Annotated in this window: 19 protein-coding genes, 4 tRNA genes and 1 pseudogene; 5 read left to right on the top strand and 19 right to left on the bottom strand. The window is 54.8% G+C overall.

Annotated features, from left to right (window positions below; all coding sequences use genetic code 11):
• Positions 1–93 precede the first annotated feature (93 nt).
• The 6 genes from OZX72_RS02155 to OZX72_RS02130 all read right to left on the bottom strand — a co-directional run bounded on the left by OZX72_RS02155 (position 94) and on the right by OZX72_RS02130 (position 6,556).
• On the bottom strand, positions 94–1,149 hold the full coding sequence (locus OZX72_RS02155) for a hypothetical protein (protein WP_277158805.1): 1,056 nt from the start codon (positions 1,147–1,149) through the stop codon (positions 94–96).
• Between the two features lie 529 nt (positions 1,150–1,678).
• Entirely contained in the window at positions 1,679–2,470 is a 792-nt protein-coding gene (locus tag OZX72_RS02150; protein ID WP_277158804.1) for a hypothetical protein, read from the bottom strand.
• Complete coding sequence (locus OZX72_RS02145; protein ID WP_277158803.1) at positions 2,467–3,069, bottom strand: hypothetical protein; 603 nt, start codon at positions 3,067–3,069, stop codon at positions 2,467–2,469. The genes OZX72_RS02150 and OZX72_RS02145 overlap by 4 nt, the downstream gene beginning before the upstream one ends.
• Before the next feature lie 942 nt (positions 3,070–4,011).
• A complete protein-coding gene (locus OZX72_RS02140; protein ID WP_277158802.1) occupies positions 4,012–5,280 on the bottom strand; it encodes a tyrosine-type recombinase/integrase in 1,269 nt (422 codons plus the stop codon).
• A 201-nt stretch (positions 5,281–5,481) separates the two neighbouring features.
• Positions 5,482–5,568, bottom strand: a tRNA-Ser gene (locus tag OZX72_RS02135).
• Positions 5,569–5,662: 94 nt separating this feature from the next.
• Complete coding sequence (locus OZX72_RS02130; RefSeq protein WP_277158801.1) at positions 5,663–6,556, bottom strand: EamA family transporter; 894 nt, start codon at positions 6,554–6,556, stop codon at positions 5,663–5,665.
• A 425-nt stretch (positions 6,557–6,981) separates the two neighbouring features.
• Between OZX72_RS02130 and dinB the strand changes: the two are divergent.
• Both dinB and OZX72_RS02120 read left to right on the top strand, forming a co-directional pair.
• Positions 6,982–8,142: pseudogene (gene dinB / locus OZX72_RS02125) on the top strand (DNA polymerase IV); the annotation flags it as partial.
• Between the two features lie 875 nt (positions 8,143–9,017).
• On the top strand, positions 9,018–10,010 hold the full coding sequence (locus tag OZX72_RS02120) for a hypothetical protein (RefSeq protein ID WP_277158800.1): 993 nt from the start codon (positions 9,018–9,020) through the stop codon (positions 10,008–10,010).
• 185 nt (positions 10,011–10,195) lie between these two features.
• On the opposite strand, the gene dapC is transcribed toward OZX72_RS02120, so the two are convergent.
• The 13 genes from dapC to OZX72_RS02055 form a co-directional block, all read right to left on the bottom strand.
• Positions 10,196–11,425, bottom strand: coding sequence for a succinyldiaminopimelate transaminase (dapC, locus tag OZX72_RS02115; RefSeq protein ID WP_277158799.1), 1,230 nt, complete (start codon positions 11,423–11,425; stop codon positions 10,196–10,198).
• Between the two features lie 299 nt (positions 11,426–11,724).
• Positions 11,725–12,048 carry a ferredoxin gene (gene fdxA / locus OZX72_RS02110; protein WP_277143793.1) on the bottom strand — a complete coding sequence of 108 codons (324 nt, stop codon included), beginning with the start codon at positions 12,046–12,048 and terminating at the stop codon, positions 11,725–11,727.
• An 81-nt stretch (positions 12,049–12,129) separates the two neighbouring features.
• The gene (locus OZX72_RS02105; protein WP_277158798.1) at positions 12,130–13,689 is read right to left on the bottom strand and encodes an amino acid permease; all 1,560 of its coding nucleotides are present in this window, start codon (positions 13,687–13,689) and stop codon (positions 12,130–12,132) included.
• A gap of 101 nt (positions 13,690–13,790) precedes the next feature.
• Entirely contained in the window at positions 13,791–15,053 is a 1,263-nt protein-coding gene (locus tag OZX72_RS02100) for a UDP-N-acetylmuramate dehydrogenase (protein WP_277158797.1), read from the bottom strand.
• Positions 15,054–15,150: 97 nt separating this feature from the next.
• Positions 15,151–15,321, bottom strand: coding sequence for a 50S ribosomal protein L33 (rpmG, locus tag OZX72_RS02095; protein ID WP_277143788.1), 171 nt, complete (start codon positions 15,319–15,321; stop codon positions 15,151–15,153).
• A gap of 49 nt (positions 15,322–15,370) precedes the next feature.
• Positions 15,371–15,444, bottom strand: a tRNA-Met gene (locus OZX72_RS02090).
• A gap of 4 nt (positions 15,445–15,448) precedes the next feature.
• Positions 15,449–15,520, bottom strand: a tRNA-Thr gene (locus tag OZX72_RS02085).
• 1 nt (position 15,521) lies between these two features.
• Positions 15,522–15,603 (bottom strand) — tRNA-Tyr (locus OZX72_RS02080).
• Between the two features lie 196 nt (positions 15,604–15,799).
• Entirely contained in the window at positions 15,800–16,882 is a 1,083-nt protein-coding gene (locus OZX72_RS02075; protein ID WP_277158796.1) for a histidinol-phosphate transaminase, read from the bottom strand.
• Between the two features lie 220 nt (positions 16,883–17,102).
• Positions 17,103–17,396, bottom strand: coding sequence for a co-chaperone GroES (gene groES / locus OZX72_RS02070; protein ID WP_277158795.1), 294 nt, complete (start codon positions 17,394–17,396; stop codon positions 17,103–17,105).
• A 300-nt stretch (positions 17,397–17,696) separates the two neighbouring features.
• Entirely contained in the window at positions 17,697–19,322 is a 1,626-nt protein-coding gene (locus tag OZX72_RS02065; RefSeq protein WP_277158794.1) for a hypothetical protein, read from the bottom strand.
• Positions 19,323–19,392: 70 nt separating this feature from the next.
• Entirely contained in the window at positions 19,393–20,040 is a 648-nt protein-coding gene (locus tag OZX72_RS02060; protein WP_277158793.1) for a GNAT family protein, read from the bottom strand.
• A 168-nt stretch (positions 20,041–20,208) separates the two neighbouring features.
• Entirely contained in the window at positions 20,209–22,230 is a 2,022-nt protein-coding gene (locus OZX72_RS02055) for an Ig-like domain-containing protein (protein ID WP_277158792.1), read from the bottom strand.
• Between the two features lie 150 nt (positions 22,231–22,380).
• Here OZX72_RS02055 and OZX72_RS02050 point away from each other — a divergent pair, with 150 nt between their 5' ends.
• The 3 genes from OZX72_RS02050 (at position 22,381) to OZX72_RS02040 (ending at position 24,419) form a co-directional block, all read left to right on the top strand.
• Entirely contained in the window at positions 22,381–23,019 is a 639-nt protein-coding gene (locus tag OZX72_RS02050) for a 5-formyltetrahydrofolate cyclo-ligase (RefSeq protein ID WP_277158791.1), read from the top strand.
• A gap of 124 nt (positions 23,020–23,143) precedes the next feature.
• Complete coding sequence (locus OZX72_RS02045; RefSeq protein ID WP_277143778.1) at positions 23,144–23,347, top strand: FmdB family zinc ribbon protein; 204 nt, start codon at positions 23,144–23,146, stop codon at positions 23,345–23,347.
• A gap of 250 nt (positions 23,348–23,597) precedes the next feature.
• Positions 23,598–24,419, top strand: coding sequence for an SAF domain-containing protein (locus OZX72_RS02040; RefSeq protein WP_277158790.1), 822 nt, complete (start codon positions 23,598–23,600; stop codon positions 24,417–24,419).
• Positions 24,420–24,501: the final 82 nt, after the last annotated feature.

Here is a 24,501-nt window from a genome sequence, read left to right as displayed (position 1 = left end):
GCAGTGACCAATACCCGATCACCGGCAGGAGGCTCCTTCATTGGCGAGGGAACTCAGGGCGCCCCCCGAAGGCCTTAGAAACCGCAGAATCCTCTACTGTTTATCCTTGTCGTTCGTTACCTCCGGAGCATGGTATTCGGACGCCAGCTCTTTGGTGAAAATGGGTTCTGCCGACTTCGGATTGGCCTTTCCGTGTTGTTCCAGTTGTATGAGGGAAGGCTGAACGAGTCGCGGAGCAGGTCTGGCATCCTTTACAACTGGCTTGACAACTTTCTTGGAGGTCTCTCTGCTGAGGATGACCCCTCCCTCACCCATATGGATGATTTCTCCTATGCGCCGGGTCAGCGCCTTGCGTTTGGTGCCTTTCACAATCACATACTGCATTTCCAACGGCAGGTTGCTGGTAATCCACACTGTTGTGTACTTCGCCTGATGATTGTGGTATCTTGCAGGGAGCTCCACCGGGTAGCGGTCAAGGTAGCAGAGCATCTCGCTCCAGTTGATCTGGGACTCGAATTCCTCGAACATCATCACCGGCTGCCCATGGTATGTATCGAACGGGTGGGTATAGTCAGTGACCCGGTACACATCCTCCATGGGGTATTTGCTATAGACGTAGCTGGTTTTCCCGACCCCGGGGTCGCCGTACAGGTAATGCACGTCCAAGTCTCTGGTGGTATTCCCATACTCGGCCCGGTCATGGGCGGCACTCAGGTCGTTCAGGTACTTTGTGTACCTCGCGGCCTTGCCTTCATCATCCTCAAGAAGAATGTCGTCCACGGAAGCTCCTTCGAGGATTTGCTCACGCATCGTTATGAGGTCTGTGCGCTTTCCCTGCTGGTCACGCAGGTCGATTTCACCGATATGCACGGTTTCGCCTATGCGTGTGTCCTCCTTGGAGCAGTAATCGACGCATTCGGCCACCGTCAACTTACGAGGCTCCATATGGGTGTCGTCGAACCCGGCTTCCTTGAGCTCATTTTTCACCGTCTGCCAGCGGGTCGGCCCGTCAAACTGGCAGAAAGCTTGAAAATGCTTATACCCGTTCTCCTTTCCCTTTTCCTTCTGGAACACCGCACCCGTGGACAGCTTCTCAAACAGTGCCCGCACATCGGCTTCGGTGTGCTTATCAGCGGGGATTGTCAGCATCCAGTCCCTGCTCTGTTTGTTCTTTCTTTTACTGACATTAAACTTCTTATTCATAATGTCTTACTCCTATTATTCTGCGGGATGGTCGGCAGACGCGCGGAAGTGCGCTTTGTAATACTTGGCGCACTTCCCGTCGAAAACCTCCCGTGGCCTTGCGGCCTTGATTTCCGCAAGCTTCTCGGCGCGAACGCGCACAGCCTACGGGGAACCTATTTGGGCTCCTACTAGAAATGCATTGCGCGGCCCAGTGCGCTTTCAGAAGCACGTGGGCGCGGACGGTTTTATGTCTGCATATTCGGTTTTTCCTCAGGCTTTAAGGGTTTTCGGACAGTGGCGTACGGTTTTGTACCGGTATCGAACGCCCTTATGCCCGTTGTTTTCATTCGCAGCGATGCCGTTTTTTGGGACTTGGGATAGCGCCATGGCTCGTCTTGTCCTTACCGAAGCCGGGCGGGTCGGCGCGGAACATACTCAAGTGCCAAGCAGGGGGGCGGCTCCGCCGAAGCTTCGCCGCCCCATTGCAACCCCTTCATCCCTCAGCTATCATCTGCACGTATTGGCGGTAGCCGGTCTGGATGCCTCTGAACAGGGTCGGGGGCACGCCGGGAGACATGTAGAAGCCGACACCGGGCAAGGCACGGGACAATTGCAGCCGCTGGGAGTCGTCCAGTTCGGGGATGGCCATGCGGATGCCCTGCTCGTCGCTGCGGAGCAGGAACCGGGTCTCCAACTGGCTGCGGGCGGCACCGCCCATGATTTCGGCATCGGGCCTCTGCATCGACAGGATGACACGGATGCCGCATTTGGCGCCACCAGCCAACAGGCGAAGCAGCAACGCCTTGATACGGGCCTCATCCCTGCCCTTGGGCGAGGAGGCCGCGTCGGAGGCCTTGGCAAGCTGGGAGAGCATCAGCTCCTCCTCCATCACCACCACCAACAGAGGGCGCGAAGGCGTGAAAGCGACCATCTTGTCCATGCGACGCCCCAGCAGCCAATCCAGACGTTGGTTCATCACCTCGACGCACGACTCCAATACCCGCACATGACCGCCGATATCGTCACCCAACGCCACCAGCTTCCCGCCTTTTGAGGCGAAGGGGGCGAGCAGGAGGCTTGATGGGTCACAGCCGACTACCCTCACGAACGGGTAGGAGGACAGCTTGGCGAGCAGCCGGTATTCCAGCGAGGACTTGCCTGAACGAGTCACCCCCGTAATCAGACAGTGGGACGAGGAACGGGCGAAGTCATGCATAAGAAGCCGCCCCCATTGGTTCATTCCGAACACAACAGGGGCGGCATCAATCGGACGGTCGCCGGTCATGACGCTTGCGCCCAGGACTCGCGGGGTTGCAGGTGCAGCACCAGCCGGACATCAGTCTCATCGACCACGGGCATATCGAACCCGAAGCCGAAGAAACCGGTTCCGTAGGCAGCAAGGGCGTCGGTGATGTCCTTGACGGTGATGGGTGGCACGGCTTTCAGCACGACCTTGAGAGTGTCAGGCTCGTCGCCGTACTGGACACCGAGAGCGGGAGTCACATGTGTGGCCGCGTACCACCATGCCTGCACCTTGGCCTTTTCCAGAGTTATGGCGGCAGAGGTCGGCTGATGTTCGGCCATGTATTCCCGTTCCTTGTGCTCCTGCTCCAGCGACGCCTTATCAACAGGAGGAAGAGCCTTGTCCCTGACCAGACCGACCCTCTCTGGAACCGCACCCGTGTACCAAGTCTGCCGGATCATCGAAGAGGCCTTGCGTTGACGGGCATCCCCTGTTGCCTTATCCCCCATACCGGGGTCGGACGCCAACCAGACTCGCAACTTCCTATACCTCAAAGGCAGAATGACCGAAAGCGGGGAGACCACCGCCAACAAGACCAGCATCAGGCCAGACCATACCGGGGTATGGGTTCCCAATCCCATCGCAAGAAACAGCTCCGCGACCGTCACGACAACGGCATATGCAATGGTATGGGGATAAGCCCTCCGTAATTCAGAGAATAACGTGTGCGTCATAATGCCACGCTCCCATTAGAATCTTCAGAATCCTCGCAAAGATAGTGCATTTCTAGCGGTGACGGGTATAACCGTCCCAACTCGTATCCATCTATGCTGCTTATCTGCAAGTACTGATAAACCCTACCGGTATTCTTGGAAGTGGCCTCCTCAATGGAGCCGATCAAATCGAATGTCTTGCCGACATCCGAACTATTGTTAATATGATTCTTTGTACTCATGGTTTAACCTCCTGAGTATGAAGGCAGAAGCGGGGCGACCAGAGCCAGCAAGCAAAAGACCGCTCCGCCAATGCCAATTTATTGGTTATATGGACTCCCAAAAAGCCTTCGAATCGAACGAGTCGAGATGAGGGTTTTCCGGGGCGTGGGACGGAAGACGTCAAGACGCCCCTTCGCTATCAGCCGGTAAGTCGTTGCACGACTGCACCGGATAAGCTTGGATGTCTCATTCAACGTGAGAAGCTCAGGCAACCCTGAAAAATCGGGGGTGTGCAAGTCAACCTCACTGCTCAGTTTCCTCGAACCTGCCATCACACTCACTGCCTTCCATTTCCTTAATTGCCGCCAACCTCGTGATGCTTCACAACGAAGCTCACCGGGACTGACAGGAATCAGAATACCACGGCAAAACGGCTAGATTCCAAGGGTTTAGAGGCAAGTAGCACAAGGTAACTCGAAAGTCAAGACAGGCGTCTCGATATCCAAAAATCGCGTCTCAGCAAATTTTCCGTATTACCATGAGTTTTCTCCACAGAATGAACACAGAAACATTATTTCACCCACAGAGAAATCCGCAGATTTATGCAGAAAACGTCACTCGAAGTGAGACTTTGCAATTATTTAATAGTCAGGAAAGCGCAGCCAATTCCTGTTCAAGTTTAGCGACTTTTCTTTGGTACTCCCGCAGTTTCCCACGAGCCTGTTTTAACTCCGACTTCACAAGTTCTGGGGTACGTTCGGGCGCAACGACGGAATCAAAGACCGCATTAGCCACTCGTCTCTCGCCCTCATCATTGGCACGCTGATACAATTCCATGCTAATCTTCTCATCAGCATGCCGCCCATACAGCTGGGCCTCCTTGGGGGTACCAACACGAGAGGCTGCGGTAATGGCCGTGGCACGGAGTGTGTGCAAATGCAAATCAGGACGGTCAGCAACCAGACGAGCAACATCGAACTGCTGTCTTAGAGTTCCCGTGGACATAATCGCGCTCCGTTTTGGCCGTATGACCATGGCCTCGGGTCCTGTACCGGAATATCGAGTAAGATGATCCTTGAGCATGGGCACAAACTTGTCCGGAATCGGCATGTCGGCATGGCTGCTTTCGTTCTTAGTGCCCTTAAGCACCGACGCCCCAACATCCCCCTCGCCACGTCCCACAGCATGACGCACATGCAGCACACCACGCTTGAAATCGAAATCACGCCGTTGCAAGGCACATACCTCAGAGATACGCAAGCCGAACACTGCACCGAGGTATATGGTGATACGGGAATACTCGGGCATGGCCTCATACAACACCCTTAGCTCATCCCGAGTGGCTTCGGGAATCTTGGATTGTTCGGATTGAGGCAACTTCGGATTGGGCCTCATGCAAGGAGACTTCTCGACAATGCCTTCCCTGATGGCCTTACGGAAAATGGCCTTCAACGTCTGGTACGCACGACGCTTGGCGTGAGGCCCCTTGTCAAAATCATCGTACCAACGGTTCACGTCCTCTTCATCGATTGAAGCAACTAGCATGTCCCCGAAGAACCCATCCAGATGGTCAACCGCCTCGCGTTTCTTACGCATCGATGCCTCAGTGAGCTTGGAACCATCAGTTGCACGGTAATGCTCCAAAAAGTCAGCTGCATAATCAGAGAACGCCACCTTGCTTTTCACATCGGCAGCCTCACGTTCCTTAGGCGACAGCCAAGTTATGCCATCACGGAAGCACTCATCCCGGTACTTCTCCTCGCTGTCCAGCCAAGCCTGAGCAATTGCCTTGGCACCCAACGGGAATCTCTTGGTAACGTCCTTGTATGTACGCGGATTCTTATACCGTGCCAATAACGACACAGCTTCACCCTTACGGTTCAGGCGTGTCCTGATGTTCCCGAACTCCGAACGCATGGCTTTTCTCCTCGGCATATCACACCGACCCTTCTAGCCGGGTGCGTACCACAAAACGTACCATAAGTATACGCTATCCCGACCTATTGTAAGACAACCTGAGACACAAACAAAGGAAGAAAAAAGCCCTGAAAACCCTTGCAACTGCAAGAAAACCGCACAGAAAAAGGCTTCCAAGGAAATCCTTGAAAGCCCTATTCGCGGAGCCGGAGAGATTCGAACTCTCGAACCGCTTGCGCAGTTAACACCTTAGCAGGGTGCCCCTATCGGCCACTCAGGCACAGCTCCGAGCTGCGAACGCATTCGCGAGCGCAACATTTCAATACTATATCAGCATCAGGCGACGCACGCCACTCCGAATTTCGTTCGTGTCTTCCAGCTTCTACATCGTTTCCGGATCAGGGGCGTGTTGGCCCGAGAATGTAACCACTACGGCCACAATGACCAGAGCGACGCCCGCCAAATCTCCCGGCGTCGGAATCTCCCCGATAATCAGGCCGACCAGCAAGGCCATCACTGGATTGATCGCTTGGATAACCGAGTAGCGCGCGGAAGAGATGCGGCGCATGATGACCTGGTCGATGATATAGGGCAGGAACGAAGCGAAAACCGAGACGACCAGCATCACGCCGAGCAACTTCAGCGAGCCGAATTCGCCACGCGCCCATGTCGCGCTCGGTTTGGGGCTGATAACCCCTTTGACCGCCGGAACTGCGAGGAAAACGGACTGTACCAGCCAGCCGATGAACATGCTCAATGCCAGCGAATCGAGCGGATTGGAGCGCTTGGCGACCATGCGGCCGAAGACGATGTAGCAGCCCCACATCACGCCGTCAGCGAGAACCGCGATGAGGCCAATCATGAAATGCGGGTATTTCGCAGGATTTGCGAACGACACACCGGCCAACAGCACCACGCCGCCTGCCGCAAGTAGGATACCGACGCGTTCGCGCCAGCTGCGACCGGTCAGGACGGCGACGCCGAGCGGGCCAATGAATTCTATCGAAACCGCGATACCGATGTCCATGTTGCTCATGCCCAGGTAAAACAGCGTGTTCATCAGCATCACGGAGATGCCTGCGAGCGCGACGATCCACCATTCGCGCGAGGAGCGCGGCAGGCCGGTACGCTTCGCTTTCGAGAGCGGTCGGCGCCAGATCATCATGAGAAGAGCCCCAAAACCGATGCGATACCAGGCCGCAAGCAGCGGGTCGAGCTGAGTGAACGCAAGCTTGGCAACGGAAGTGGCCATGTAAATCATCAAGCCTTCGCCCATAATAATAAGAACGACTGGAATGCGATTGAATATGACGTCCAAACGCGAACCCGGTACCTCGGTTCGTGCGGAACGCGGCTTTCCGGAGCGAGGTTGGGGCTCGGGTTGAGTCTGGGGCAGGCTTTCAGTAGAAGTCTGGGGCGAAGATGAAGAGGACGGCATAATCACCTAAACTACACCACAATGACCAGTAATTGAAGGGTGTTTTTGCAACATGACATAGCTGGTTTGCTACCAGCGTTGCGCTTGAGCTGCGTTCGAGCTACGCACGAAACCGGGTAGGATCTTGCTCGAAACTCGTTCGAAGCACCGTTTGCAAACCCGTTTGAATTCTATTCGAATCCATCTCGATTACTTACGCCGATAGTCTCTAAATGATTTCACAACCGGCAAGAACGATGCAAGCCCGGAATTACAATGGGAACATGAGCACAGCACCAAGGAACGCCGCCGCGAAACGCGACTGGGGTCACGACGAGACCGGTTGCACGGTGCTGCATATCGATATGGACGCCTTCTACGCCTCGCTGGAAATCGCGCGGCACCCGGAGCTGCGCGGACGACCTGTCATTATTGGCTGGCCAGGGCCGAGAAGCGTGGTATCGGCGGCCAATTACGAAGCACGCAAATACGGTGTCAACTCGGCGATGCCTATGGTGCGGGCGCGACAGCTTTGCCCCGGCGGCGCGTACGTGCGGGTTGACATGACCTATTACCGGATGATGTCAAAACGCATTTTCGACGAAGTGTTCCGGCAAGTCACTGACCAAATCGAACAGGTCTCCGTCGACGAAGGCTATATGGACGTTTCGAGCGCGCTGCTGCGCTGGAAGTCGCCGAGCGTTATCGGGGCCTGGATACGAGCACAAGTGGCGCAACGATTCGGCATCACCTGCTCGGTGGGCATTGCGGCGAACAAACTCGTGGCGAAAATGGCCTCGACCAACGCCAAACCGGACGGGATGCTGCTCATCCCAAAGGCACGGCACGCTGAGTTCGTGCAGATGATGCCCTTGCGCGGGATTCCCGGCATCGGGCCGTCACTCGAGAAACGGCTTAACGAGTGGGGTGTCAAGAGTGTGGCCGATTTGGCTAAAATGGACGAGACGGCGCTGCTGCAGGCGACACGCTCGAAAATCACCGCGCACAACCTCTATCTTGCGGCACGCGGAGAGGACGAGCGGCCTATCGTCACCCACGCGCCGGAAAAGTCCATCGGCGCCGAAATCACCTTCGAGCAGGACACGCGCAATTTCGAAGAAGTTCGGGAGCTGCTGCATCACTGCAGCAACGAAGTAACGCACACCTTGCGACAGAAGGGTTTGGTGGCACGGACGGTGACGGTGAAGCTGCGGTTTGCCGACCTGAGCTATTCCACCAAAGCGCACACGCTGGAACGACCCATCGACACCGCGGCGGCGATGTATCCCGAATCCGTGACGCTTTTGAAAGCGATGCTGCGGATGCCGGCCGATGCCAGCGACGACACTCCCCTGCCGCGTGAAATTCGGCTCGCAGGTGTCAGCGCCAGCTCGTTGAGTGCCAAGGGTTCCACTCCGGTACAGCTGACGATTGACGATTTGCTTGGTGGCGGCTTCGGAACCAGTAATAGAAGCGGTCAAAGCGCCAGCGGTAACAGGCCTATCGCAGACGACCGCAGCAGCAACAGATACAACGGCAATGACGACAGCAATCATGGCAATGCAAGCAATGTCAACCGCACCGATGACGATTACGCTGACGGTCACGCTGACGATTTTGTAAATGAGCACGATGACAAGCCGACGCATACCATAGCCATAGATACCACCCGTAACACTACCCGCAGCTCTCGCGAGCACAAATTGCCCGGTACCGAAAACGCTCAAGATACCAGTAGCGAAATATCGAATGACAATGCTTGTGCAAGCACCGACCCATCTACGGAACACACTGATTCCGATGTCCAAAGCCACGCATCGGCTGTTGTAAAACTCAAAGAGGGACACAGCAACGGAAACGAGCGAGCCAAGCGCGAGAGCCGCATCCGCACCGCCGAAACCGTGCTCGACGCCGTCCGCGAGCGCTACGGAACCGGCGCGGCCACCCTCGGCCTAGAACACGGCGACTGGAAAGCCAAGCAAATCGCCAACAGCAGCAAGCCGGAACAGTAAATCAGTGGGAAAAGCACCATCGGGCGGTCTTTTTGGCGCTTTTCCCACTGATTCAGAGCTCAACTGAGGAGAAAAGCACCTTTTTAGCCCGGTTTTAGTGCTTTTCTCACTGGTACTGAACTTAACCAGTGAGAAAAGCACTTTTGAGGGCCCTTTTTGTTGCTTTTCTCACTGATTCACGATTCCACTGAGGAGAAAAGCAACAAACATAGAAGCAACACGCCCGAAATTGTGGATAAGTAGGAGCATCCGACCACAGTGCTCTGAAAGCCTTCGCTAAAATCGCAAATTGCCGTAACGTCTCTTATATGAAGATGAATCAACGTATCATGAATGAATTTGGCAAAGCGGAGGCGCAACGACGCTGCCTGCACTTGTCGGATCACAACAGCCAACAGACACTGCGAAAACTGGTTGAATCTGGAGAGGTAACACGAACCCGTCATGGATTGTATGCTCAAACATCCACTTGGAAGAGCCTCAACCCGAATGAACACTATCTGTGGATTATCCGCGGCTTACATGAATGGTATCCGGATTGGATATTCGCCGGCATAAGTGCCATCAGTACGTACAATCTTGAGTATCCATCCTGGCTACACCGCAACAACCTTGTATTCCTTGCCTCCCAGCAGTTCATAGGGAATCAGCCCGATAACATAACACAATATATCCACGTCTCCAATATAGAAGACTACCGTGCCAGTCACTCCTGTGTCACCTCGGTAAGTAGAGCTATCGTGGATTGCGCCATGCGTTACCAATTCCATGAGGTGTTGCCGATCGTCGACTCCGCATTGCGCCAGCACCAGGCCTCAACAGATACGATAAGACAGGTTGCTTCCGAGATTCGCGGTTGCAAACAAGCGCTTTTACCCTTGCTGCATTATGCTGATGCGAAAAGCGAAAATGGTGGGGAATCACTATGCCGCGCAGTCATGCTTGAGCAGGGGTTTGCCACTCCCGAGCTGCAACGGGAATTCAACATAAGTGATGCATACGGCTCTCATACCTACCGCGTCGACATGGCATATCCACGATATGACGGAAGTATCGTGGCCGTTGAATTTGATGGGCTTGATAAGTACGTCGACCCTGCAATGACCAGGAAACGCGACATCAGACAAGTTGTCCATGAAGAAAAGGAACGCGAACGTAATTTGCTCAGTTCAACTCCGATTACACAGATTGTCAGACTCGATTACCCAGAAGTGATGCAACGCGATCCATTGGTGAGAAAGCTCACCGAAGCCGGCGTACCACGAACCTACGAATGGCAGAACACCAACCGAATGTCATAACCAGTGAGAAAAGCAACAAACGGAAGCCAAAATAGTGCTTTTCTCCACAGTTAAGTCCTGAACCCGTGAGAAAAGCAACAAAATGAGCCCAAAAAGGTGCTTTTCTCCTCAATTAAGCCCCATAACCGTGAGAAAAGCAACATTTTCGCCTTATTTTAGTGCTTTTCTCACTGATTCGTAGTTATTCAGCGACGAAGGCGAGAGACGACATCGGCGATGGAGGCGTCGGGGGCGGTGGCAGAGAAACGCAAGTGGGTGGAGGCACCATAGAACTCGCCGGGGCTGGCGATGATGCCCAGACGGGCCAAATCGGCCATATCCTGCCAGCAATTGCCGCTTTTCGCGCGAACCCAGACGTAAAGCGCACCTTGCGGCATGTGTGCGTCATAGCCATAAGCGCGCAGGCCCTCGACCAGCTGTTGCAGACGTTCGGCATAGCGGGCATGCTGGGCGCGGACCGAGCCAGAATCATGCAGCGCCGCGGCCATTGCAGCTTGAATCGGGCCAGGAATGATCTCGCCGATCTGCTTGCGATAGACTGTCATCGGGCGAACGAGGTCAGGGTCACCGCCGATAAGCGCGGTGCGATAGCCGGCCATGTTGGACTGCTTGCTCAGCGAGTAAAGCACGAGAATGCCCTTGGCGCTGCCGTCGCAAACGTCGGGCTGCAGCATACAGGGAGCAGGTTCGAGGTCGTCCACGGCATTCTTCCCAATATTCTCGGGCAATCCGCCATCTGAACGCCCAGCAGATTGGTCGTTGCCTGCCTCGACCTTGGCACTGTCAGATAAATCATTGCCATCATCCCACGTGAGCAGTCCATAGCATTCGTCGGAAAGAACCACAGCGCCGATTTCACGAGCCGCAGCGACGATGCCGTGCAGCTGCGAAGCTGATAGCACTTCGCCGGTCGGGTTGCACGGGGAATTGACCCAGATGGCCTTGACTCCGGGAACGGAACGCCATGAATCCACATCAGCAATATCGGCGGCTTTATAGGTCTTGGCACCGGCCAGTTGGGTGCCGATATCGTAAGTGGGATATGACACTTCGGGCTGCACGATGACATCGCCCAGACCGAAATGCAGCAGCGACGCCATCAGCGCCACGGCCTCCTTGGAGCCGACGGTGGGCACGAAGTCAGCACCAATCGCCCCGAAATCGACACCGCGATTGGCTTTGAACCACTCACGCACGGCTTTGCGCAGCGTCTCAGTTCCAGCAACGGTGGGATAGCCATGGGCGTTCGGCGCATCAGAAGAGTCGGCGAGCGCCTGCTGCACGCTCGCTGGCACCGGATCAACGGGCGACCCGACGGAAAGGTCGATCATGCCACCAGGAGCGTTTTTGGCGGTTTCTTTGTACGGTGCGACACGATTCCAATCGTAGGGAGAATCAAACCTGTAAAAACCCATCTCACGTCGCCTTCCGCGTCACTTCGATGAAAAATATATACTAGCGATGATACCGGCGAGGGCGCCAAAAGGCATCTCCGTATGTCACGCAACCAATGAAATTACCTTCGAATAGACCTTATTCTGACCAAAAATCCGAAGTACGTCTAAATCGTTTCCACAATGCTCAAAGATACCTTTGAAATGCTCGCATGGTTGGGAAACGATGGACGGAACTAGGGCCATGCCTACAAATGCAAACCCGCGAGCTTCACACTGGAAAGTGGAGACACGCGGGGTTATAAAACGAAACCTAAGAATCAGTCTTGATTCTGCGGAGGAAGCGCGGCGATACGAGCCTCATCCTTGCCGGACGGGCCGGCGGCCTGGGCACCGCCCAAATCGCCGATATCGTTGAAATACGTGACCGCAGCATCCTTGTACCAGGCCCACTCCTCGGGCACATCATCCTCGTAGAAAATCGCTTCGGTGGGGCACACGGGCTCGCAAGCACCGCAATCCACGCACTCGTTGGGATTGATGTAAAGCGTACGGTTGCCCTCGTAAATGCAGTCGACCGGGCATTCGTCCACGCACGCCTTGTCTTTGACGTCGATGCAGGGCTGAGCAATCACATAAGCCATTGAAGAGGCCTCCTTACAAGCTTCAAGTAGTATCAGCCTACGATTAAGCAACGACGGACGAGCGCCGCCGACAACACGAACCTAGGCTCTCCGAGTCTCGGTATTTTCTTCCGTCAGGCCGGCCAAATCCAGGTTTTCCTCGGCCTCTTCCACATCCTTGTCAAGCTGCCCGGTACCGAGCAAAGAGTGACGATAGGAATAGCCGAAGTAGATGCAGAAGCCAATCAGCAACCAGACCACGAAACGAATCCACGTCAGAACTGTCAGATTCAGCATCAGCCACAGGTTGGCCACGGCAATCAGAATCGGCACCCACGGGCTACCGGGAATCTTGAACGAACGCGGCAAATCAGGACGTTTCTTGCGCATGATCGGTATGGAAATGGCGACCAGCGTGAAGGCAGAGAGTGTTCCGATATTGACCATGTCGGCCAGGATGGAGACGTTGAAGCAGGACGAGACGAACGCGACAAGCACACCGACGGCGATCTGCAGCTTGGCCGGCGTGCCGTGCTTACCGACCTCGGAAAGGCCACGCGGCAGAAGGCCGTCACGGCTCATGGCAAAGACCACACGGGTCAGGCCGAGCAGCAGTACCATGACCACAGTGGTCATGCCAATGACGATGGCGAAAGAGATGATCTTAGCGGCCCAAGTCGCGCCCGCAAGCTCGAAGCCTGTGGCCAACGACGGATCCTTGGCTTTGGCCAGATCCTTGTAGGAGACCATGCCCGTGGTGACGATGGCGACAAGCATGTACATGACGATGACCATGAGCATGCCGATACCAATGCCCAGCGGCACATTGCGCTTCGGGTTTTTGGCTTCCTCACTGGCCGTGGCCACCACGTCGAAACCCAAGAACGAAAAGAAGACCAAAGCCGCACCGGAAACGATACCGGAAACGCCGTAAACAGTGGGCTGCTGGCCGGTGACCCATTGCAGAAGCGGTTGGGTCATCGCACCGCCAGAAGCCGGACCGAGCACTTTGCTTGCAGGTTCAGACGGCGGAATGAACGGCGTGTAGTTCGACATTTTGATATAGAAAAAGCCGACAATAACCACGAAAACGACGATGCCAATCTTAAGAATCGTGAACGCACCATCAACGCGGGCACCGATTTTTGTGCCGAGCACCAGAAGGATCGTGAAGAACCCGACGATGATCAGCGGCGCCCAATCAAAAGTAAACCAGCCGAAATGAATTTCCGTGCTGGAATTGAAGCCCATCAGACGCAGAAAATCATTGAGGTAGACGCTCCAATATTTGGAGACGACGGAACCGGCCATGAGCATCTCAAGGATTAGATCCCAGCCGATGATCCAAGCCACCAGCTCCCCGACCGTCGTATAGGTAAATGTATAGGCGGAACCGGCGGCGGGAATCATCGAGGCGAACTCCGCGTAGCACATCACCGCTGCCCCGCAGATAAGGCCGGCGATAAGGAAGCTCAGGATGGCAGCAGGACCGGCGTGGAAAGCCGCGGCCTGTGCGCCGATGGAAAAGATGCCCGCACCGACGGCGACGGCCACCCCCATGACGGCCAAATCCCAAGCCCCGAGGTTGCGCACCAGCTTGCGGTCGCCGGTAGCAGTTTCGGCCAGCGCCTGCTCCACCGATTTCGTTCTGAAAAGATTCATGACTTTCTATCCCCTTCTATTCCCTTCATCCGTTTCTCAACCTCAAGTGAATGGACCTACCGAAAGCATATGGAGATGACATGACGACGACGTTACCGGTTTCAGCGCAGGTCCACGCCGACAACCACCGGCTCGGGCACCAAGCGGATGCCGAACTGGTCTTCGACGCCGTTCTGGATGGTTTGGGCAAGTTCTTCGACATCGCTGGCATGGGCGCCGCCACGATTGGTCAGCGCGAGCGTGTGGAGCGTCGAGAGGCCGGCCTTGGCATCGGGACGCACCTTGTAACCCTTGTGGAAACCGGCGTGGTCAATCAGCCATGCGGCTGAGGTTTTAATACCGGCTTCACCGCTTGGTAGCGACGCTTTGAACTGCGGGGCTTCAGGAGGCAGCTTGGCCGCCTGCTGCTTTGTCAGTATCGGGTTCATGAAGAAACTGCCACAGCTGTGACGGTCGAAGTCCACCGGAAATCCCGCTTCGCCACTCGCATTGGTCGAACTCTCGCGACTTGCCAGTTCGTTCGCCGAGAATGCATCAGCAAAGGTATGGAAATTCTTGCAACCGCGCATCGAAGGCAGCAGGTATCGGCTCGGGTCTTCCAACATGCCCTTGGCGGCACGCACCTTGAGCACGGCCTGACGAATGTCGGAATTAGGCATCTGCTCCCCCACCTCGACGTCAAGAGCCTTGGCCAGCTGATCGAACGCGACCTCGTCGGTTTCGCTGCGTTGCAGCGTAAATGTCACAGCGAGCACGACGTAGCGCGGCGTCGGGAAATAGCTGCCGGCCGGAGTTGCCGGAGCGGCATACATACTCGATTTCAAAGCCGAACTACGGTATCCAAAATGCATCTCGTCACGGTCAAGCTGGCATATGCGCTGGTTTTCCCGGTCGAAAACGCGGACAGAGGAGACACAGGAAGCGACTTCCTGGCCATAGGCGCCGATGTTCTGCACCACCGAAGCCCCGACAGAGCCAGGAACCCCGGAGAGTCCTTCAATCCCCGAAAAACCGGAATCGATGCAAGAGGCCACGAAATCATCCCAGTTCACGCCCGCCTGCGCCACGACGGCAACAGTGCCAGCGTCCACATCGGCATGGGCATCGTCGTCCAACACCGAAATACCTCGGCGGGCATCGCGCACGACGACGCCATGAAACGGCTCATCGGCGACCAGCAGATTAGACCCACCTCCAATGACCAACAGCGGCAGGCCAGCGGTGTCGGCGTCACGCACGGCGTCGATGAATTCCTCTTCGCTCTGCGGCTCGACAAACCGATCGGCAGCTCCGCCGACACCGATGGTGGTCAGTTGTGCCAAGGTTGGGGTTGGCTGATTTTGCGAATCCGTTTGCCTTGTCATGTCGCCGTAGCCCATCTTTCCGTCGTATCTTTCTTTTGTATTGTTCTCCGAATATGAAAAAAGCCCGACCGAAGTCAGGCTTCCTCAACGCTGAAACTCAACGAGTCTCGCGATGCACAGTTTCCTTGCCGCAACGAGGGCAGAACTTCTTGAGTTCGAGACGATCCGGGGTGTTGCGACGGTTCTTGGTCGTAATGTAGTTACGCTCTTTGCACACCGTGCATGCCAGCGTGATGCCCGGACGGACTGCGGCGCTTTTGCTTGCCATTGGTTCACCTTCTGCGTGTTGTTACTCACCGACTTCTGTCGGTAGTTTGTAGCGGGAAAGAGACTCGAACTCTTGACCTTACGATTATGAGTCGTACGCTCTAGCCAGCTGAGCTATCCCGCCAAAGAGCCTCGGGTGAGAATCGGACTCACGACCTCTTCCTTACCAAGGAAGTGCTCTACCACTGAGCTATCGAGGCGTGGCGGATAGTGGATTCGAACCACTGAAGCTATCAGCGGCTGATTTACAGTCAGCTCCCTTTGACCGCTTGGGAAATCCGCCAATTACTCACTCCGTGACTTTGAAAGCCTCGAAGCAGGCAACTTGACTATAATGGCACGGACCGCAGACGGATGCAAGTCCACGACACGCCAAGTGTGTCGGAAAACAATGCCGCCAAACCAGCTAAACGTTGGAATGGCGGCATTATGACACAAATTTTATATCGGGATGATTTTTAGGCTTTCGTCGCTTATCTTCAGGCGATACCGTCATCCTTCATGTCTTGGCAGACTTCGATGACCTTGTCGTTGGCTTCGCTCTCGCCGATGGAGATGCGGATGCCCTCACCGTCGAAGACGCGGGTCGAAAGGCCAGCGGCCGTAAAGCGTGCGGCGGCCTCGCCGGTCTTGCTGCCAAGCGGCAGCCAGAAGAAGTTCGCATACGGTTCAGGGAAGTCCCAGCCTTGAGCACGCAGCGCCTTGACTACGCGGTCACGTTCACCGATCAGCGCCTGTACACGTTCCATCAGCTCGTCCTTGGCATCGAGGGAGGCGATGGCGGCAATCTGTGCGGATTGGGTGACTCCGAACGGCAGCGACATCTTGCGCATGCCGGTGATCACGTCGGGCTGGGCGATGCCGTAACCGATACGCAGACCGGCCAGGCCGTAGGCCTTGGAGAAGGTGTGGGCCACAACGATGTTCGGGTATTCGCGGTAAAGCTTCATGCCGACGCTGGTGTCCGGCGCGGTGTTGAAGTGGATGTATGCCTCGTCGAACAGCACGATGACATCGCTCGGAACAGCTTCCATCAGCCGGCGGGCGTCCTTGTCACTCACCGACGAAGAGGTCGGATTGTTCGGGTTGTTGACGATGATCATGCGGGTCTTGTCGTTAATCGCGGCAATCATCGCGTCGATATCGTGGCCGCCGTCAGGGCGGTTGGGAATCTGGACGCTGGTCGCGCCCGCACCGGAGACGATTATCGGATAGGCCTCGAAGCTGCGCCATGGGTAAATCACCTCGTCGCCGGGACCTGCGAGCAGGTTGGTGAGCTGGGTGATGACCTCGGTAGAGCCGCAGCCGAGCACGATCTCGTCCTGGCCGACTTCATAATCCTTGGCAAGGCGTTCGATGACCTGCCAGCCGCCCATATCCGGGTAACGGTTGATGCGGTCGAGCGCATGGTCTTCGATGGCCTTCTGCACGCTGGGCAACGGTGGATTCGGATTCTCGTTGCTGGAGATCTTGTAGGAACGCTGGCCCGCGACTGCGGGGGCCGGCTTGCCTTGCTTGTAGGCAGGGATGGTATCAACTATGGCACGATGTTTGAAAGTCATAATCGCATTGTAGGCCGAAACGAGAGATATTGCACATTTTATGGTTTGTTTTAAGACGAAACGAGATCGCGTGAACGAACCTGCACAATCGATATCAATACGAATGAAAACAGGCATGTGACCTAAGCCCGGTACGACGGGAAGATGCCACAAAACAAGAATGCGTCCCAACCGTTTGGATGGCTGGAACGCAACTTAAAAAACTTGGCGATTACGTCAATCAGTTCATGATTGCGAGCACGTCGCGGGCGCCGACGATGAGGTAATCCTCACCGTTGTAATGCACCTCGGTGCCGCCATACTTGGAATACAGCACCTTATCCCCGACCTTGACATCCATCGGGATGCGGTTGCCGTTGTCGTCGCGACGACCCGGGCCGACGGCCAGGACTTCGCCCTGCTGCGGCTTCTCCTTGGCATTGTCCGGAATGTAAAGACCGGATGACGTCTGCGTCTCCGCTTCAGCTTGCTTGACAATAATCTTGTCTTCCAACGGTGTAAGTGAGATCGACACTGTGGACCTCCTCTTTCTTAAGTGAGAGTTGCATTTCCTCGCGCGAGGACACCGCTTTCAGAGGCTGACGATCACTTTCGGCACCGTCCCTTTGCGCTTACGTGTCTATCGTAGCGCGAAAATTAGCACTCTGCCAACCCGAGTGCTAACGCTCTGAGTGAAACCTTCACAATTGGGACGAATAATGTCGATTTTCCAAGGAATAACTCCGTAACAAATTATTATCAAGAATAAATTTGATTTCAACCGTAGCTCAACAAACCTGCGAACGTGGCATCGAGATGTTACGGCAAATAATTCTCAGACGTTGCGGCGTTCAAGAATCTTTTCCAGACCGGTTCCCAAAGAATCCGACGACACCGCAGGCGCCTCCGTGTCCGCCGAGACTTCCGAGGCATGGAACTTCTCGGGGTCGCTGGTATAGGTCGGCTTCTCGCGCTTCACCTTGCCATCGCGCTGTGCGGCGGCACGTGCGCGCCTGGCCATGGCACGGGCCCGCTTGCGGTTCTTCTTGGAAATCAGAGGACCTGTGGAAGCTTCCGTGCTATTGGATTCGGCTTGCGTTTCAGCGACATGGGAAACCGACGAATTGGAATCTTCACCCTTGTTCCCGACAGACTGATCAGCGATTTTCTTCGTATGTTTCGATGCCGACGATGAGGTGGTTTCCATGCCTTTTGCCGGTGCCTTGGCCTTGGCCTTGGCGACCTGACGGGTGGACTTGATTTCGAGGCTCTTCGGCTCTTCGTTTCTGACTTCCACACCGTTACGCGGCGCACCCAGCGAGAACGAAATGAGATCCTGGTTCGGTGCCAGATCGACCACATCCAAAGCCTGCGCCGGATGAACCTGCTGCAGCTCGTTCGTGGCATCATTCGGCTCAATCCGCTGCTTTTTAGCAGCCGTATTCACCGTATTCATCTTGCCGGAACCAGCAGCGGTAGCATTCTGGCGACGATTATTCGCCGACTTGGAGGTTTTCTTCTTCGCCGATGCAGCGGCATTTGCCGCGTGCGGATTCGGCTTACGCGCGGATGCCGATTGGGCCTTACCTTGCTCGGCCGGGCGCTTTGTCTGGCTGACGGACTTGGCGGATCCCGCCACATTGACGGCTTGACTGGAAGCGGCCGCAACATCCGCGTCTTTCTTGACGGCCTGCAACTTGGCTTTCTTCTGCCTTGCCTCGGCCTGCGACTGAGCGGCACGACGGATTTCGATACGTTCTTTTTCGGCCCGGGACTGCTCCACGGCTTTCTGGATTTCCCGCTCGGCCATCAGACCGGTGGGCTGCTCATCGCTGGAAAGCGGTGTTGCAGAATACTGCGCAGCGACCTGAGCACTGGAATTACTGGAATTGGCAACCTGCCCATTGGCAACAGCAGAACTCTTACCTTGAGCCTTGTGAGCCTTGGCTTGCGCAGCACGCTTTACCTTAAGGTCATGCTCCCACGCCCTGGCATGATTGGCCGTGCGCACGCCCAACGCCACGACAACGGCAAGCAATGTCGCGGGAATCAAGGCAAACAACGCGCTGAACTTCAACGGGAACGAAACAGCAAATACCACCACGGTGACGACCAGCAATGCCGCGGAAATCATGGCACGCCTACGTGCCGCCTCACGACGAAGCTTACGAATATGCGCGACTCTGGCACGCTCTTTCATGGCTTTTGTAGGTCGTGCAACCGGTGCCCCTGCAGGGCTTGCGGTAATATTCTTTCGTTCCGATTGCATGACAATCCCTTTCGCCGAAGGTTGCCGCCTATCGCTGAAACGGGTACCACTGTCAGCATCCACCAGATGCAACGACGGCGAATACTTGTCTTCGCGATGTTCGACCACCCTTTTCATGCTATCCGCAGTACGCCGCGGCAGCCAGCCAAGTATCAGAATCACGAGAATGACCAGTACAACAACACCGCTCACCCACGCATAATCCATACATTCAAGAATAGAGAGAGTTAGTGACTTTTTACACCCATGTAATTCGGGCGTGTCATACGAGCAGACGCCGCGTAAAACCTAGCGGCGCGTCCTCTGCCAACAAACTATACACATCGTGGTCTCGCCACTGGTTGTGGATGTACATGCTTTTGAAGCGTATGCCCTCGTGATGCGCCTGCAGTTTCTCCGCGACCCTGCGGGAACGCTGGTTTTCAGGCAACATCGATATCTCCAAACGATGCAGTCGTGGACCGGTCGGGCTGAACATCGCCCAATCAGCCAGCATCGCCACGGCCAACGGTGCGACTCCGTGGCCGGCATGCTGTTGATCAATCCAGTAACCGATATTGCCGCTACGCATCGATCCGTAGCAAATCGCGCCAACCGAAATCTGGCCGATAATCGCCATCTGATATTCGATGACGAAAAGCGCTCCGGCACCCGACGCTTCATCGTTTCGCTGCCGCTGCAACCAAGTGTTGAACGTCAGACCCGGGCCATGCATTGGATCGTTGGAATCCCAGGGCGCAAGCCACGCTGCATTGCGTTGTCTGGTTTCGCTCCATCTCGCTTCGTCCTCGGCAACCATCGGACGCAGACGAATCTGTATAGCACCCTCCGGCGGCAAAAGTTGTGCCGGCATGATGATGGCGTTGGGGTTGGGCACAAGCGCGTTGCGCAGCGATCGAAAGACAGACACAGCTTTATAGTACGCTCGCTCTTGAGCTACTGGTTGGTGCAACCTCTCTGATTAGGATTAAAAACACTTGACAATACCTACTCGAAAAAAGAAACCGCCCACCAGTTTCAAACATTACAACAATACTCAAAACTGATAGACGGATTCAAAATTATTTAACCGACCGGCTTATACCCTCCGCCGAGCAAGCAAGAAACCTGCGCCTGCCATTAGAAGGAGCAATCCAGCCACAGCAATGGCTGATACCGATGAACCGGTAGTTGCCAACGTGGCCCCGCCCTTGGCCGAGACAGTCACTTTCGACCAACCAATAATCGAACCGTCGGGATCAACCAGTGCGATGGTGTGTGGACCGGAATAGCCGTCCGGTATACGGGCATCGACATAGTAGCCTCGCGCATCCTTCTTCAACTGCAACGCCGTGTTATGCCCGTCCGAGGTCAACGCCACCGGATCGGAATAAATGAACGCGTAGACCACGTAAGACTGGCCGGCATCGACCTTCGCCTTGGCAGCCGGAGTCACATTCATCGTGTAAAAGCGATACGTGGAGCCCGCATTGACCGTTGAAGGCACCGACAGCGAGCCTTTGTTGGCCAGGGTCAACTGGGTGAACTTCGGCGCGACCGAAGCCGGAGTCGGAAGTTGGCCAATCGAAGCGGCACCCGAACCTGCACCTGGACGCTGAGAATCACCATTACCCGTTCCATCTAACGTATACGGCTGATTAATCTCACCAGAGAAATGAACCAAGCCATTATTGACAGAGGGACTGGCAACCTTGACGTCTTTCTCAAAGCCGATGGACACTTTGCCAGGCGTAGAAAGACCACTCCACGTCGTCAGACCGGTCTGCGAGTCGTAGCTGCCACCCGCAGGAGACATTAACGAAGGTTTAATATAGTTTCCATTCTCATCTATTGCAGTACGCACTTGTACGCTCGACTTCACACTCACCGAAGGCAGGGTGACCGACTGATCCGACAACGCGTTGACAACACTCGACGGCCAGCCGTCGCCATCCCAATTGGGCCATCTGAGCTGACTTACATTCGTAATACTATTTGATTCCAAACTCATAGACCTGATTTTTGTCAAACCCCCGATAGCGCTGATATCGCTTAATGAAGGATTGCCCCGCAGAGCCAAAGTCGTCAGATTTGTGAGATACTTCAAAGCGCTCACATCAGTCACTGGACTCCCATAAAGCCCGAATGATGTCAGATTCGTGAGAGGTTTGATCCAGTCAAGATTGGTCAAAGGAATATAGTCGATATACAAATGCTGAAGATTAGGAAGGCTCCTCAATCCATTCATATTCGTCATTTTGGTACTGCCGATATTCAGTTCAGACAGATTCGTCAAACCTCTCGTCCAATCCATATTCGACAGACCGCTATAACGAATATATAACTTATTCAATGCATTGAGATCTTTCAGACCGTTAGCATCGGCTAAATTGGGACTATCCACCTCAACATAATCCAATTTAGGGAACCTTGCATTGCCGGCCAACGCATTCACACTCGCAAACCCACCCTGCAGCCATAACGTTTTCAAATTAAGGGAAGACAATTTTCGCAATTCATCGATGCTCGTCAATGAGCCCCCACGAGCCGACGTAGGGTCGTCCGCGGGTGAATTTGCTATGATTTGCAACGTCTTTAGCTTAGGAAATCCAGAAGGACCTATCAAACCATTCAGGCTGGTGAAATCCTTACTTGCACTGTTGATTTCCAACTCTTCCAAATTGCTAAGACCACTCAGAGGAGACAAATCTGCGAAATTTCCCCCTAACCTCAACGCGGTAAGACTGGTGAGATTCCTTAACGGAGTAAGGTCAGTCACCTCTGTTCCAGCATTGTTTTCCAGAGCCTGTAATCTATGCAGATACTGCATTCCCTGAAGGCTTCGTATACTCTTCTGATTATCCGAATCAATTTGAAGTCTGGTTATATTCCTGTGAGCTTCGTCGAATATCCCATTGACATTAGGACTACTCTGGTCTCCAGATTCAAAATTACCCTCAGTTGCCACCACCTTGGCTAGCACCGGGTCCGGGAAGCACTGGGCGATTGTGCTCGTTCCGACTACACATGTCGGATCAGCGTTCGCCGTACCGGGTGCTACCATCCCAAAACCTGCTAGTGCAGCCACCGCAGCAGCCAATACACGTCTCTTCTTTATCATTATTTTCTCTTTTCAGCACATCTTTGAAACCGAAATACAACAGTTAAATTTTGCATTACTGCTTAGACATTGTAATAATAACTGTATATTGCAACGAGAAACGTCAGCTCATTGGACCACAGACGATTTTTCATCGTATACGATGAAAATATGAGCAGTAGTACGGAAAACATTGATACATTGAAACAAAATATGCGGCGTGAGGCCATTGGCAGACGCAAGGAGCTCGACGAAGGCGAGCGAACAGAGGCAGGTGTGCGATTAAGGGAACTTGCTGCACAGCTGTTGGATAAACCGTCAACCATCGAGTTGAAGCCGGGAGATACTGCGGCAGCGTACGTTTCGATGGGGACGGAAGTGCCGACGCTGGGATTGCTTGACGAACTAAACGGGCGCGGGCTGCAAGCGTTGGTGCCACGACTCGGCAGCGGGCGCGATATCGGATGGAGTGAATATGTCGGAAAATCCGGATTACGCGAAATGCCGCACACCGCTACGGGTGGGCTGAGGCCGGCGGAACCGAATGGGGAAATCCTTGGACCCGAAGCCATTGCCGACGCGAAAATCATCTTCATACCGGCTTTCGCCATCGACCTTGACGGCACCCGGCTGGGACGCGGCGGCGGTTGGTACGACCAGGTTCTTGGGCTTTGCCGCGCCGATGCGCTTAAAATCGGGGTCTGCTGGGACTTCGAATTTATCAATCGTCACCACGCGGTGCCTCGTGAAGCCCATGATATTCCGGTCGATGCGGTGATGACGGATAAGCGAATCATCATATTGCAATGAAATATTGAACGCTGATGTCTTCGATCCAGGAATGTGTAACTTCACCGGAAACGAACGGGCGTCAGGGCTGGGACTAGGATATGAACAGTTGACTTGTTGAGTGTTTATTTTCCTGGAGGGACCGTTGCCTACTTATCATTACCGTTGCAAGAATTGTGGATACGATTTCACCGAGCAGCAGTCATTCTCCGACGACCCCATCACCGTCTGCCCGAAGTGCGGCAAAGAGCAGGTGCGCAAAGTCTATTCCGCGGTTCCCATCGAGTTTAAGGGGCACGGTTTCTATCGTACCGACAAAGGCGGTTCGTCATCTTCGTCGAAAAAGTGATTGCGGGTAACCGAATTTTAAAAAGCCGGTAGTTTACTCTTGATGTAAGTGCCGGCTTTCGCTTTTCTTGTTCCTTTCTTCTTGACCCGCGCAGAAACAATAATCCAGACTGCCACTTGATTATTTTGGATGTGGATAACTCGTTTTGCCACTCCACCGCGACACGCCTCGAATGTTGATAACCCCTATCATTCGACCACAGTACCCGTTTTTGCCTCGGTAATTTTGCGTTTTGGTCCATCATGGATTCATGGAACTTTTTCACCTAGCAGACAAGCAGAGTTTGAACGTAAAGAAACCGACGCTCAAGCAACGACGGACGATGCGACAGACGCGTACCGTGCTCGCAGCGCTATGTGCCGGGCTCGCGGTTTTCTTTGCGTTGCAGTCGATTTCGAGCAGCGTCGCCACCAAAACCGCAGTCACAGCGACCCATGCCATCAAACGCGGGCAGACCATCCGTGCCGACGACCTCAAAACCGTACAGATCGCCGACAGCCCAGCATTGGCAAATGTGTTCAGCACCACCGATGACGCTAAAGGGCTGATTGCGCAGGTGAATATCGAGAACGGCAGCATCATAGCCCGCCCTATGGCACGGGCTTCGCCGGTGATCGGGCATGGATTGACCACCATCGACGTCAAGCTCAGCGGATCGTCAAACGGGCTGATTGACGGCGACAAAGTCTCGCTCGTCGGCAGCGCGGCATGCAGCGCCGTACCGAATCCACCGGATCAAAACCCTGCTGCAAACCAGCAGCCTACAGGTAATCCAACAGCAACAAACCCTTCTGATGCAAACGACGCGGAAGAGAAAGCGGCACAAGGACAGGCAAAGACCGGTGAAAGTGGAGCCGAGACGAGTGACGATGCCGAGGCGTCACAGAGCGAGGAGATGCCGACACAATCGAATGGACAAACCTGCACTTTAGTCAAGCTGGCGACGGTCACCGGCAATCCGCATCGTGATGACGGCGGCAACGTTACCACACAACTTGCCATGCCGCCACAGGATGCAGCTCGCATCATGGCGGTGCAGGAACGCATGCCGATTATGGCTGCCAAGCTCTAAAAGATCGAAATCAGGCGCACGGAACCGAATAAACATGGCTTCGAAATGATAGTAAAAAGGGTGACGGCTCGTTATCACCATC

This window comes from Bifidobacterium sp. ESL0769, from assembly GCF_029395495.1.
Lineage (GTDB): Bacteria > Actinomycetota > Actinomycetes > Actinomycetales > Bifidobacteriaceae > Bifidobacterium.
Note: the sequence above shows the minus strand (reverse complement) of the source record. Positions and strands in the feature narration are given on the sequence as shown.